Genomic DNA, 13,948 nt, shown 5'->3' on the forward strand with positions numbered 1-13,948 from the left:
CATCATCTCTTACCTAATAGAGTTTAATTGAGCAGCTTTGCTAGGGTGTTTTAAGTGTGGGTGAGGAGCGATCGCGTGTCACAAAAAATATGGTTATTACTAGTTTTGTTAGGGGTTGCTGCGGATGTAGAACCGGGGATAGCAGACAGTTCTTTTCCTTGGGATGCGTCTTCCACTGTTTCAGGCGCATCAGTTTCAGGCGCATCAGCGACCACAGATTGCCCTGATTTGATCCCCATTTTTGCAGCCGATCCGCTGTTGTGTTTACCAGAGGACGCGGATGGTTTGGGACAAGTGCGATCGGTGTCTGAGTTGCAGGATGTGCAGCCCAGTGATTGGGCATATCAAGCTGTAAAAGCATTGGTGGAAAAGTATGGCGTAGTGACTGGATATGGAGATCGCAGTTTTCGGGGCGATCGTCCTTTGAGCCGCAACGAATTTGTTGCCGTATTAAACCAAGTGGCAACCAAAATCGAGCAGTTATTCATCGCGGGAGACTTGGGAAAAATCCGCGAAGATGTGGCGACGATTCGACGGCTGCAAGCTTCCTATGGCAGCATTTTGAAGGGAGAGGGCGATCTCGTTAATGCATTGGAACTGCTGACTGCCACACTAGAAAAACAGCAGTTTTCCACGACCACTAAACTATCCACCCAAGTAGTTGCTGCCCTAAGCGATGGCACCAATGCCCAAACAACCACATTAGCTAGAGTTCGGCTCACCTTTGATACCAGCTTTTCCGGTAGCGACTTATTGCGAACAGAGCTAGAAGCAGGCACAAACAGCGGCGATGCCATCAGCAATAGCCAAAATCGGGGATCAAACCTGCTGGGCACAGAGGGAATCCTGGCAGACGGTGGCGGTTTAGATTACGTTGCCGTTCCAAACACGGTTCAAATCAACAAGCTTTATTACACATTTCGCCCCGCCAAAACCCTAACGTTAACTGTGGGCGCTCGGCTGAATCCTCGCAACTTTATCGACTACAACCGCTTTGCCAACGATTCTCTCACTAATTTTTCCTCCAGCTTTTTCATGAGCAATCCGCTGATTGTGCAAAATCAGGTGGATCGTCCCGGTGGCGCAGGGGTGGCTCTTGCCTGGAAGCCGAGTGAAAATTCGCCTTTGACGATTCGATCGCTCTATGTCGCGACTGATTCAAACCAGCCTAATTCGACGGTCAACAAAGGTGGGTTGTTTGGCGATCGCAACCAGGGTAGCGTTGAACTAGAGTATGCTTTCGATAAAAATTTGGTAGCTCGACTGCAATATACTTCCGCCACCCTTAACAGCACGGCAATTAATGCCGGTGGATTTAATTTTGAATGGGCACTCAATCGCCAGTTTGCAGTTTTTGGGCGCATGGGGATTGGTAGCTACAACGGATTCAACACTGCGCTCAACCAAACTCTCAAGTTAACGCCTGTCACTTGGGCAGTGGGTGGCACTGCTCGAAATATTGGCATTCCTGGATCGGTTGCAGGAGTAGCGATCGGGATGCCGTTCATCGAACCAGATCTGGGCAATGCCACCCAAACCAACCTCGAAGCGTATTACAGCTTCAATTTGAATGACCGCGTAAGTTTCAGCCCCGCTTTGCTGCTCGTGAGCAATCCCAATAATCGTTCCACGGGCACGATCTGGGAATGGGTGCTGCGGCTGGTGTATGCCTTTTAAAGCGGTAATTTATTGAAGCGATAATGTTTCACGGATCAATCAACCAAATCTGGAAACACTTGCTGGACAGCGGGATGGATTAGACGGTTGTTTTGAACGTTTAACCCTTTTGCTAAGTCGGAATCTTTGTCCAAGGCTGCCATACCAAAGTTTGCCAGTTTTAGTACGTAGGGCAAGGTGCTGTTGTTCAATGCTTGGGTTGCTGTCCAAGGGACGGCTCCGGGCATATTGGGAACGCCGCAGTGAACGATGCCAGATTCTACATAGGTTGGGTGAGAGTGAGACGTGGGACGGATGGTTTCAATGCAGCCGCCCTGATCCACTGCTATATCAATAATCACAGAGCCAGGACGCATAGTCTGAACTAGGTTGCGAGAAACCAGGACAGGCGCTTTACTTGCCAATACCAGCACTGCTCCGACTAATAAATCTGCGGTGGGAACGGCGGCTTCAATGTGAGCCGGGCTGCTGTAAAGGAGTTCTACCCTAGAGCCAAAGATGGATTCTAGATAGGACAAGCGATCGATGCTGATATCTAAAATGGTCACTTGGGCACCCATGCCGATCGCGATTCTAGCTGCCTCGGTGCCCACAATGCCACCCCCCAAAATCACAACCTTCCCCGGTGCAACTCCAGGAATTCCACCCAGCAAAACGCCTCGTCCGCCCTGTTGCCGCTCTAGGTAGTGGGCACCAAACTGCACTGCCAATCGCCCAGCGATAATGCTCATTGGTGCTAGTAAGGGCAGGCGTTTATCGGGCAGTTCCACAGTTTCGTAGGCGATCGCCGTTACTCCACAGTTTAATAACTGTTCTGTCAAGCGGCGATCGGCAGCTAGGTGAAGGTAAGTAAACAGCAGTTGCCCTTTTTGCAGATATTCATATTCTGGCAGCAAAGGTTCCTTGACCTTCACGACTAGGGGCTGGCTCCAAGCTGCACCTGTTGAAACTAGGCTAGCTCCCGCCTGCCTATAGTCTTCATTGCTAAACCCTGCTCCCGTTCCGGCGTTGGTTTCAATAAAGAGGTGATGCCCTCGTTCGGTCAACGCCCTTACACTACTTGGACTCAGCCCAACTCGATATTCTTGATCTTTCGTTTCCTTCGGGACACCGATTTCCATCAAATCTCTCGCAAATTGTCTATTCTTCTAGCTTAAGCTTGTGCCCATCAAGGCAGGCATGATCTGATCAGGACTTTCTGAAGTCCAAGCAAGCAATTTTTTTTCTCACTTACTTCATACCCTCTGAAAACTGATCCCCAGAACCTCAAACCTGTAAATTAACCCTCCAAAACAGTGTATGGTTGACTGTAAAGAGTTATGAACCTATAATGTACAGTTTTCCCGAACCTCCTTATTTTTTACTGATTGCAGGCTTGTTGGTTAGCTTTGCCTCTGGGGCTGCCTTTAATGCTGTTTTGAAACAGTCCGTTCACAGGTGGTCTAAAAGCCGTTCTAGCGATGATTTGAAAAGATTAAGAGGGCTGCAACTGCTGCTTCCATTTCTAGGAATTGCCGCAGGAGTCTGTGTCTTCTTATCGTCCGGCATGGAGATTTTTGGGTTTCCTGCTAATCTTGCCTATGCGATCGCCCTACCGCTAACAATCCTAATCGCCTGGTTAATTTGGTTTCAACTGGGCAAAATCCTTATTCAGCTTCAGGAAGGCGGCTCCAAAGCTTTAGATTTAGACTCATTTGGTTAGATTAATAGAAACAGCCTCAATTCTGTCCTATCGTGGCTTTTTGTAAGCTTTGATCGGCTTTGCTTGCCCATTGGGTATTACCTTGCTTCGCGTACAAGTCTTTTGCATATTTAAGAACGACCTGAGCGTCTTTAAACTTCCCTTGCTTCATAAAGACTAAACCTGCCGCGTAGTACGAGTTGGCATAGTTTGAGTTAGCATCTGCTGCCCGACGAAACGCATTTAAGGCTTCGTCGAGCTTGCCCTGTTTAAAGAGCATTGAGCCAATGTTGTAGTGAGCTTCGGCATATTTAGGATTGACCCGTAATGCCTGCTGAAAAGCTGCTAGAGCTTCGGCATCTTTACGCTGCTGTAAATAAACTAAGCCCAAATGATAGGAGGGTTCCGGCGCAGTGGGACTAAGCTGCATTGCCTTTTTGAACGCGATCGCAGCTTGATCATAAGCTCGCTGCTGCTCTAATGCTAATCCCAAGTTGTAGTGAGCTAGTCCTAGCTTTGGGTCGAGGTCGATCGCCCGTTTGAGATAGTCTCGTGCCTGAGCCACATTGCTGCCTTCTAGCAAGGCTGCACCCAAATTTGCATAAGCAAGAGCAAATCGGGGGTTTGCTTGAGTTGCTTGATAGAACGCGCTGGCAGCAGGTTGCAGTTGTCCCTGCTGGCGAAGTGCTAAACCCAAGTTATAGTGGGCGGCTGCCATCCGGGGATCAAGTTGGGCGGCGCGTCGAAAGGCGGCGATCGCATCATTTAATTTCCCTTGCTGAATATACTGTAAGCCTTGGTTAACTACCGCCTCTGCTGTAGCCCCAGTGGTTTGAGGATTGCCAGGTTTATTTTGAGCAACTTGAACTACCTCAGATGTAGCAAACCCAGGTGGGGCAACCACAGACAATCCCCCTCCTAGCCCTATCCAGCTAACCACCGCTATCCATGTTCCTTGACGCAACTGCATTTTTACAATTCCTCGTTGTGTGCCCAAAGCCGAACTAAAAATATGCAGGCTATTCTACTAGGGGTTGGATTAAATTCACCATTAAATTGAGCCAATTAAACCTAAGTCGTTAAAACTAAGTTGTTGAAATAGATGCAAGCTATCTGATCAAAACTCAGCAGATTCTTTCAAGCCATACAAAAAGCTCAGTGGCAATTCACTGAGCTTTCAAAAACGAACTGATTTCCCAATGTCTACCGAATGTATTCCTTCAAAACACTATTGCGGTTAGGATGGCGCAGCTTGCGGAGTGCCTTCGCTTCAATTTGGCGAATTCGTTCGCGAGTTACGTTGAAAATCTGACCGATTTCTTCTAACGTTTTCATGCGTCCATCGTCTAAGCCATAGCGCAATCTCAACACATCGCGCTCACGAGGGCTAAGAGTATCCAACACGTTTTCCAAGTCTTCTCGCAGCAAGTTTTTGGCAACTTGGTCTTCTGGTGTTTCTCCATCGGACTCAATAAAATCGCCTAAACGAGAATCTTCTTCCTTGCCGATGGGGGTTTCCAGTGAAATAGGAAGTTGGGCAGATTTTGCAATAAACCGCAATTTCTCAATGGTCATTTCCATGCGAGTTGCGATTTCTTCCTCAGTAGGCTTACGACCCATTTCTTGGGAGAGTAGCTTCGTCGTTTTTTTGATTCGAGAAATCGTTTCGTAGAGGTGAACCGGAAGACGAATGGTTCGAGATTGATCCGCGATCGCTCTTGTAATTGCCTGCCGAATCCACCAAGTCGCATAAGTCGAAAACTTATACCCTTTTTCATGGTCAAACTTTTCAGCCGCCCGAATCAACCCCAAGCTGCCTTCTTGAATCAAATCTTGAAAAGACAACCCGCGATTCATGTATTTTTTTGCGATAGAAACAACCAACCGCAAGTTTGACTGAACCATTTTGTCTTTTGCTCTCCGCCCCAAGTGAAGGCGATGGAGAAAGGCAGTCAACGGCATATTTACGGCATTTGCCCATTCAGAGTTCTGAGGACAGCGCTCTAATTGCTCAGACAAGCTTTCACGTATCCGTTCCAAATCAAGCAAATCAGCAATTTTCCGTGCCAACTCAATTTCTTCATCAGCGCGCAACAATCGAATGCGCCCAATCTCCTGCAAATAGAGACGAATAGAGTCTTCTGTGTAGTGCTTTTTCTTTGCTTGCGCTCGGCGGCGACCTGGTTTAGCCTTACCTGGCTTGCCATCCTCATCTGAGGCTGCTACGCCATCATCTGAATCATCCTCTTCTTCTTCAATGAAGAGTCCTAGATCGTTGTCGGGTAAACCATCAGAAGCGCTACCTAGCAACTCGATTTCGAGTACGTTATTGACCTGGGTCATGCCGTGTTCCTCATGCTCCTTAACTAACAAATGGAAATTGCTAATGTTGTTCAACCAACATCAGCAAAAGAATTTGCAAATAGAGAGAAAACTCCGTATTGCTAGCGAATAAAAGCTAGCTAGATACACAGTATACTCCTTACTTCATAGTTCAAACTTCAAATGAACCGCCTTGCCAATAGTGGAAATTGACGTTTCAGGATGTTTCGATCATAGGTCTTCTCACAATGCTATTCTCCTCTTCTTGAACACAGCCATATCTTAAATAGGATATGAACTGTAACTAGCAAAGTAGAATATGAATCGACTATCCTGCTGAGTGCCTTACCAATCGTGTCCTCGAAATTCCTAAGCGCTATGTCTGGGTTTAGATGAACTATCCGCAAGCTGTAACTCACATAGTGGTGAGTTTCTCTGCCAAGTATCCCAAAACTGCAACTTAGAACTATTTCTAATGGTAGACGAGAATGGAGAAGTGCAAGCTCCCTCTGCTAAATTAACTCAGATCGCCTGAAATGGGATCTGAATCCGTAATTAATTTTAGTTGGCTATTCCTGAGTGTTTTATGAGAATGATCAAATATTCCTAGAGATGGCTTAAATTGCTCAGCCATATATATGAAGTTCCAAAAACCTCTATATCAAATAGATCAAAAATCTAAAACCTTTGCTCTGTCTACTTTAGAAAAACGATACGAAAGATTTTTGATCGGTTGGTTGTAGAGAGGATTGAATCATCAGATCTTAAATTTGAGGGATGATAGCTGAGTTAGCTTTCTCTATAAACTGAGTTTCTATAAGCAGAAGCTATAAAACTGATTATAGAAATTAAAGAAAACAAACTATTTTATTCATGATTGTTCACAATACGGCGTAAGTTTAAAGGGAAAATTTTGATGGTAATTTGAGTGCGGATGGATTAAGAAGTAATTCTTTGACAAAATCACCTCGAAGACTTCCCCAAAGCCGACAATTTGTTTTGGAACAGGTCACTGCAAATTCTCCGTTCTGAGCAAATTGGCAACTTAGTTGATAAAGCTGCGATCGCTGGTCTGCTTTAACCGTCATTAATTGACAGAACAACTCATTCCGATAATACATTCCGCTTTGGAGGGTATCGACAAACCAAAATCTGAAGATGAAAACGCGCTTTTCGTCGATAACTAGAGGTGACACGGTGGATTACTGAATAGTGGCGATGGCTAACTCATGACTTTGGTTTCAGTGCATTTTCTTGCTGCCAGAGTTGATCAATGGTGACAAAGAAATAGCCTTTCTGGAGGAGAAGCGGAATCAACCGATCTGCCACTTCCGCAACATCTATGCCTCCGGTATATCCATCATGCAGCACAATAATGGAGCCATTGGTCACCTGTTGCAAAATGCGATCGACCACTGTAGAAACGCCAGGACTGACCCAATCTTCGGGGACAACACTCCACATTACAGGGCGGTAGCTCCACTGTTGTAGCAAATCTAACGTTTTGGGTATAAAAAAACCATTGGGTGGGCGAACATCCCGCACGGCAGTAGAGGGCAACTGGCAGGCTTTAGTAATTTCGGCTTGGGTTTGCTTTAAGGTTTGCTTTAGTTCAACAGATGACAGTTTGGTGAAAGAGCGATGATCAAACCCATGCAGACCGAGCCAATGGTTGCCTTGATACATTGAGCGAGCGATCGCCGGGGATCGACTCACACAGATGCCTAATAAAAAGAAACTTGCTGGAATTCCATGGCGATCCAAAACATCCAGTAATTGAGGCGTGTAGTCTGGATGTGGTCCATCATCAAAGGTTAGTGCGATCGCGGGCACCTGATGATCCCCAACCCAAAGGCATGTTGGAAATAGCGGCTTCAGAATTTGATGGATAACTGGGTAGAGCGGCGCAAGTTGCATAAGTTATGACAGAGTTACTCACTAAATCATAAAGAGTCTTAATCAGAATTATGGAGCTAGGCGCGCTCTTTTCATCCGGTTAGCGGTATACCATTGGGCGATCGCAGGCACCCATGCTTCAAAATGAGGAAAGATAGTTTCGCATAATTTTTGCGCTTCAAGCTGAGCATCGGATTTCCATCGCAAATCTAGCAAGTGCATCAGCGATCGGACATTGGCTGACATGATCCAATGCTGCCGCACATCAAACGGGATCAATCCACGGGCATGTTCTTCAGAAAACCCTTGGTGAATTCGTTCAGAATAGTGATGGCAGGCTTTTAAGCACCACTCCATATCTTGCTGTCGCAGCGCTTCGGTGTAATCGTAATGTTTGCCTTGGCGATCGGAATAGGCTCCTAGCGGACGTAGATAAAACACGTCTTCCATCTCGCGTTTGCCCTCCACCACATCTAGAATGCGCTGTCCGGTATACCGAAATGATTGGACATCAAAGCTGATTCCGACGCGATGTGTACGGATTTGTTGCATGGTGCTGTGGGGAAACCAACCACAGTTCAAAACAATTTGGGGATGTTCTAAGGGACCATAGTGTCCGCGATTGCCTGCGAGTAACTGCTTGACAATGACTTCCCCACATTTTTCTTCATCAGGAAAGCGATCGCGTTCATCCCAAACAAATTCTTCCGCATAATCTTGATGCATGGCGGCATAAATCACCTGCTGCGGGTTTGGAGTTTGAGCAATGACTTTAACCGTAAAGCGATCCATAGACTTCTCAAAAGAGCAATATATTTTTAGCCTTCTAGCATAGGTGCTTTCGGTCAGAAAAGGGATCAGTAATAGATCGTCTCTAGCGATTGAGTTGCAGAAAAGCTTCTACTTCAGCGGCAGTGGGCTGAGCCGCGATCGCGCCGGGGCGGGTTGTTGTCATTGCGCCAACCGCACTCGCATAACGGACAATCGCCTGAGCGCTAGCCGCAGTCTCTAAGCTTTGAATGCCCTGTTGACACAGTTGGTGTAAAAAGCCTGCTAGAAAACTATCACCGGCTCCGGTTGTATCTTCAACATCGATCGCAAAAGCCGGAATGTTGCCTTGATTTCCCTGGAGCCAGTAAGCACAACCTTTTTCTCCAGCCGTCACCAACACGCCGGATATCGGCTCAACTTGATTCACGATCTCGCTGGGATCAGTCGTTTCAAATAACCACTCTGCCTCTTCATCCGATAGTTTGAGAAAATCTGCCTGTTTCACCAACTGATGGATCACAGCCGGAGCCGCTGCCGGATCAGCCCAAAACACGGGTCGCCAGTTCACATCTAGCAAAATTTTAGTGTCGAACTGTTTAGCAAGGTGAATTGCCTGCATAGTGGCTTCGTGGCTCTTAGGATATGCCATTTCTAAACTGCCCAACACCAAAAACTCCGCCGTCTTAAATAATTGAGCGGGAAGCTGCTCGGCTTGAAGCTGAGTATCGGCAAATTCAGAAGTGCCAATATTTCCAAACCCAGCAAAGGCGCGATCGCCCGTTTCAGAGCGAACCACATAGACTCCACGAGTTGGCGCGGTGGGATGGCGCTGCACCCCGTCTACATTCACCTGGGTTTCTTGCAGCAGCTTCACCAAAATATTGCCCAGATCATCTTCACCCACACAGCCGATAAACCCACTAGAAGTTCCCAGTTTGACTAACGCACAGGCAACGTTAGCGGGTGCCCCTCCAGGATACGGAGTCCAAGAGGCGACTTGCTCATAGGGTAAACCGGGTTGGTCTGACAAGAAGTCAAATAAAATTTCGCCGAAACAAAGTACACGAGAATTGGTCATCAAAATTCAAACTTTAAAACTTTAGTGTGTAGCACCCGGTACTCCGCCTAACTTCATAGCCGCTACAGCATTAGTTGCTCTAGGGCGTGAGCATCAGAAATGCATAGAAAATCGCGATCGCGCGTAATTAGCCCTTTCTTCTCTAGCTTGCTAAGCACACGGGTAACGGTTTCTCGTGCCAAACCACTGAGGCTACTGAGTTCGCGATGAGGCAAATTAGGAATTTCGGTTCCCGCGCCGCTAGCGCTGACTTTACCCTGTCCTTCCGCCAAGAATAGCAAAATATCTGCAACTCGCGACATACTATCCGATTCGCGTAGGCGCAGACGGCGATTCACTTGCCGCAAACGACGCGCCATCAGTTTTGCTAAACGGATACCTGACTGTGGCTCAGTGGTTAAGAGCCGCACAAAATCTTGAGCCGGCATATTGCCAATAACCGTTGGAGCTAAGGTGATTACATCTGTCGAGCGGGGTACTTCATCCAAAGGAGCCATTTCACCAAACAGTTCGCCTTTGCCCAAAATATTTAGAGTGACTTCCTTCCCATCCAGATTATAGGTACGAATTTTGACCCATCCACTCAGAATAAAATACACAGAACTTCCCCAATCATTCTCCAGCAAAATCACTTGATTTGGAGGATGGTTTCGGGTTACTACGTTCATCGTCGCCCTTTCTACCGCCGCTTCGGGCAATCCTTCAAAGAAGAGGGATGAGCGAATTAGAATACTAGCGGGAATGTCTCGAGGACTCAATCGATCTTCCATCGAGCGATACTTCAGGATACAGCAATAAATTTCAGGTCAGGATAGATAATAGTTTACTTGGTAGGATCTGATTCAAGTCATTCAATCAGGTTCTTTTCTATATAGATTCACAAAAATCATAGATTCATAAAAATCTTGCTTGTTTCTTACTGGTCTTTGTTAAAATCTGTACGTTTTTCAAGTGCCGCTACCAACAGAGTCGTCTCACAAGGGGGTTCTCAGCATGGCATGTTTTATTACAAGTTCATGACTTACAAGCCCATCTCGTTTTAACTGAGTGCCTCTTGAGTAATCTGTAATAAAACTTTGCAAGGGCGATCGCATTTGGCTAGCCATAAATCGTAATTCAGAGTTTCGCCAAAAAACTATTATTTTCTTGGTTTCCTAGCGTACACTTCTATCACTTTATACAACAAGAGAGTGCTGGTAGAATTGTGACACATTTTGAAGATAAGACAGTAACCCTAAACAATGGGCAAACTAAAGTATTGAGTATGGGCAATATCTAGCGTTCATCATCTAGGGCTTGATTTTGGGCTGATTCATGCTTTTTAAGGTGAGTTTCACCTAGGCAGAGTCCTGAACTAGGGAAGCCTTGAAGTATTTTTGCTCAAGTGTATTAGCTAGAAGATGCTGCTATCCCTTTCATTCTCTTTCCTCGTTTATTAGTCAGGGGCTATATTGTGACTTCTCAGAAGGATCAAATCCAAGCCTTAATTGCTGAAATTGACAGTGTCTTACAAAAGGCAAATTCTCGTTTGCCGTGGGTCATGTCTGGAGAGATTGCTCAACAGCGGCAGGTTTTGGAGCGTGTTCGGAATTATTTAGTGGTGCTTCAGCAGCAGTTGCCTGTGGACGAGCAGCGGCAAGGAGTCACTTATGCTGTACCTATCGGGTATCCGCCAGAGTTTTATCCAACGGGTGTTTCTGGGTCGCGATCGCCTGGGTTAGATGCTCAACAAATGATGCAAACCATTTTGCAAGAGATGAGCTATCTGCGGGCAAGCGTTATGCAGCCCATGCAAGCGGATCTAGAGAATTTGCGGCAGCGGCGAGAGTTGCTAACCCAAGAAGTGAATCACTTAGAAACTGAACGGCAAAATCAGACGTTTGCCCAGCTTTCTCCCAATTATTCTCCAAACTCGCAACAGTTTGCTGATGACCTGGTTCAAGTGCTGATGAGTCGACTACAAGAGAGTTTGTCTCAGCAAATTGGGCAGGCTTTAGGCAATGTTCAAGCTCAGGCACTTTCCTATCGGGCAAAGGCTAGCAACTTGGGCGAACCGTCGCTAAGTGCGCTTGCTAATCCTCAATATGAGCAATTACAAGCATTGCGATCGCGCTCCGACCAGATGCTAGTGAACCTAGATTCCACGCTCAATCTTGTTTTTGAATCACTCCAGCGCAATATTCAAGCCTATCAAGCATCGCTGACCCAAGGGCTAGAACGAATGCATACCATGGGGCAACAAAGCGAAGTAGCGTTTAAAACGCTGATTAAAGAGTTAGCGCAACAGTTGAATCAGGAAGCATCATCTTACTTACTCTCGTTAGCTCAAGGGCAAGCTGCGGTAGACCCCAAAGCGGTAAATCCAGACCGCAGAGAGACTTTTAGCTCTACTCCTGAGCCACTTTTGGAATCGACTGCTCGTCAAGCGATCGCCAACCCATCAATCTCTAGCCTGTCGATCGCCCCCAATTCTAGCCCAAATTTTCCCTATCCCGGCATGGAAGTTTTGGCAACTGATTTATCTACTACTGACCTGATCGGGTCTATCGGGGATCAAGACAGCAGCTTAGATGCAGCTTTGGAGTTTTGGTTGAGATCGACAGATAGTGCCAATTTTGAGGGTACAGAACTCGTTTCAAGTCTGGATGTTAACAGTCTGGTTGATATTCCATTGAACGATTCAGCCCCTGCACAAGCCGAAGTAGATTTTTCATCTCTGAGTGATGCTGCGATCGCAGCCTTTGGTTTATCTGCGCCTGAACCTGTATCTCAGCCTGTGACAGATGCAGATACTACCGAGTCAAATAATGATGACTTCAAATTTCTAGAAGAAGTAGTTCTAGAAAAAGTAGACAGTGAACTAAACGTTCCTCTCGCTTCCTTCACGCTGCCAGTAGAAGATAGTTCAGTGGAACAAGACGAGTTCTATCAAAGTTTGTTTGGAGATAGCGCTACTGAGCAGACTGATCTTGCTAAACCAGAGGCGATCGCGTTTCTCAACGACCTATCTAATGACTTATCTTCAGCAGTCACCCAGCCTAAAGCGGCTGAACCTAAGAGCGAACTGGACAACATTGAGCAGTTAGCGGCTTTGGCTGATCTTACGTTTGAGTCCAGCGGTGGCGACTTGGAGTTACCCGAACTTTTTCTAGAAGAAGCCAAAACAGAATCAACATTCATCACGGAGCTACCCGCTAGCTTGTTTGATGATGTTTCAAGTGTGGCTCAATCTTTAGAGCCATTTCCCCTCACTGCTGAAGCAGAATCATTACTCACGGATCTAGATCCCTTATTTTCAAAACCCGATAGCATCGGCTCCTTAACCGATTTATTTGAAGATCTTCCTCCTGAATTGGCGCAATCTACCCCCACTGATCCACCCGCAACAGATCCACCCGCGATCGCTCGTGATGGTGCTTCGCCGCCAAGTGCTGCACCGATGGCTAATCCTCCTGAATTGGTACAATCAGATGCTCTCACGATTGGTTTACCTGACTCTGAGTTTGCCTTAGAAGGAAGAGACGATCAATTTACTCGTGCGGCGCTGGATGAAAATCTTTTGCCCGATGCGTTCCATGAAACCGACACCGTTAGTTTTAACTTGGATGATGTGACCCTCAGCAGCCTGAGTGAAGATTTGTCTAACGTAGAAGCCCCCACCCCCTGGCAATCCGACGATCTCGCTACCGATGATGTGCCATCCTTAGACGAGTTTGCCCTATTTTTGGAAGATACCCAAGAAGTACAGCCCATTGAACCATTATTTGAACTCTCGTCCAGCGATCGCGCCGACCTCAGCACCAACCTCAGCGCTGACCTGACCATTGAAGAATTTGGCACCCTGTTCGATGATGCTCCTAACATTAGCCCTGCCCCCCTGCCCCCTGCTGTGAGTTCAAGTCTACCCACTCTTTCACTTCAGGAAACTCAGAGCGATCCTGAACACCATACAAGCAACACTGCCCCACCCAAAGCCGTAGATGATGGTTCTGCGCCTTTTACTCTAGAAGGCATGGATGACTTATTTGGAGATGCCCCAGACATTAGGTCAGTGCCTTTACCCCCTGCGCCCCAGCCCCTTGATCTCTCTGATCCCTCTCTATCTTCCTTAGGAATGCAGGATTTATTTGACGCTGATCCTAGTAGCTCCCCACCTGTTGGTACAACCCTACCCTTCACCTTAGAAGGCATGGATGACCTTTTTAGTGATGCTCCTTCGGTTCAGGTCACGGAATCGCCTGCATCGCGCCCAGCCACAAAGGAAATTTCGCCCTTCAAACCGAACCATGGAAAGCAATCCGTTGAGGAATCAACACCTATCAAGCCAGACCCACTCAATCATCTAGAACCAGAAGAGAATACTAGCAATACCCTAACTGACTCTTTGTCAGAAAATCCATCTAATACCCCGATTGATTTGGGGTTAGATGAAGCCTTTGAAAGTTTGTTAGGTAAGCCTACTGCGCTACATCCTTCTACTCTGAACGAACAGGGTAAGGAAAAAAAAAAGGCGCTCTAACCGC

The 13,948-nt window shown here is 46.7% G+C and carries 10 protein-coding genes; 3 read left to right on the forward strand and 7 right to left on the reverse strand.

The window, feature by feature from the left end:
• Positions 1–75: 75 nt before the first annotated feature.
• On the forward strand, positions 76–1,677 hold the full coding sequence (locus AB3R30_RS06490; RefSeq protein WP_458648340.1) for an iron uptake porin: 1,602 nt from the start codon (positions 76–78) through the stop codon (positions 1,675–1,677).
• Positions 1,678–1,712: 35 nt separating this feature from the next.
• On the opposite strand, the gene ald is transcribed toward AB3R30_RS06490, so the two are convergent.
• Positions 1,713–2,798, reverse strand: a complete 1,086-nt coding sequence (gene ald / locus AB3R30_RS06495; protein WP_458648341.1) for an alanine dehydrogenase — start codon at positions 2,796–2,798, stop codon at positions 1,713–1,715.
• A gap of 209 nt (positions 2,799–3,007) precedes the next feature.
• Between ald and AB3R30_RS06500 the strand changes: the two genes are divergently transcribed.
• A complete protein-coding gene (locus AB3R30_RS06500) occupies positions 3,008–3,379 on the forward strand; it encodes a hypothetical protein (protein WP_458648342.1) in 372 nt (123 codons plus the stop codon).
• 16 nt (positions 3,380–3,395) lie between these two features.
• On the opposite strand, the gene AB3R30_RS06505 is transcribed toward AB3R30_RS06500, so the two are convergent.
• The 6 genes from AB3R30_RS06505 to AB3R30_RS06530 all read right to left on the reverse strand — a co-directional run bounded on the left by AB3R30_RS06505 (position 3,396) and on the right by AB3R30_RS06530 (position 10,195).
• A complete protein-coding gene (locus tag AB3R30_RS06505; protein WP_458648343.1) occupies positions 3,396–4,328 on the reverse strand; it encodes a tetratricopeptide repeat protein in 933 nt (310 codons plus the stop codon).
• 233 nt (positions 4,329–4,561) lie between these two features.
• The gene (gene rpoD, locus AB3R30_RS06510) at positions 4,562–5,701 is read right to left on the reverse strand and encodes an RNA polymerase sigma factor RpoD (RefSeq protein ID WP_458648344.1); all 1,140 of its coding nucleotides are present in this window, start codon (positions 5,699–5,701) and stop codon (positions 4,562–4,564) included.
• A 1,206-nt stretch (positions 5,702–6,907) separates the two neighbouring features.
• Positions 6,908–7,597, reverse strand: a complete 690-nt coding sequence (locus tag AB3R30_RS06515) for a polysaccharide deacetylase family protein (RefSeq protein ID WP_458648345.1) — start codon at positions 7,595–7,597, stop codon at positions 6,908–6,910.
• A 48-nt stretch (positions 7,598–7,645) separates the two neighbouring features.
• Entirely contained in the window at positions 7,646–8,368 is a 723-nt protein-coding gene (gene thyX / locus AB3R30_RS06520) for an FAD-dependent thymidylate synthase (protein WP_458648346.1), read from the reverse strand.
• Between the two features lie 82 nt (positions 8,369–8,450).
• Entirely contained in the window at positions 8,451–9,425 is a 975-nt protein-coding gene (locus tag AB3R30_RS06525) for a carbohydrate kinase family protein (protein ID WP_458648347.1), read from the reverse strand.
• A gap of 62 nt (positions 9,426–9,487) precedes the next feature.
• Positions 9,488–10,195: a Crp/Fnr family transcriptional regulator gene (locus AB3R30_RS06530; RefSeq protein WP_458648348.1), complete on the reverse strand. Its 708-nt coding sequence runs from the start codon at positions 10,193–10,195 to the stop codon at positions 9,488–9,490.
• 683 nt (positions 10,196–10,878) lie between these two features.
• Here AB3R30_RS06530 and AB3R30_RS06535 point away from each other — a divergent pair.
• Entirely contained in the window at positions 10,879–13,944 is a 3,066-nt protein-coding gene (locus AB3R30_RS06535; RefSeq protein ID WP_458648349.1) for a hypothetical protein, read from the forward strand.
• Positions 13,945–13,948 lie beyond the last annotated feature (4 nt).

Source organism: Sivoneniella epilithica UHCC 1019 (assembly GCF_040830845.1).
Lineage (GTDB): Bacteria > Cyanobacteriota > Cyanobacteriia > Leptolyngbyales > Leptolyngbyaceae > ULC077BIN1.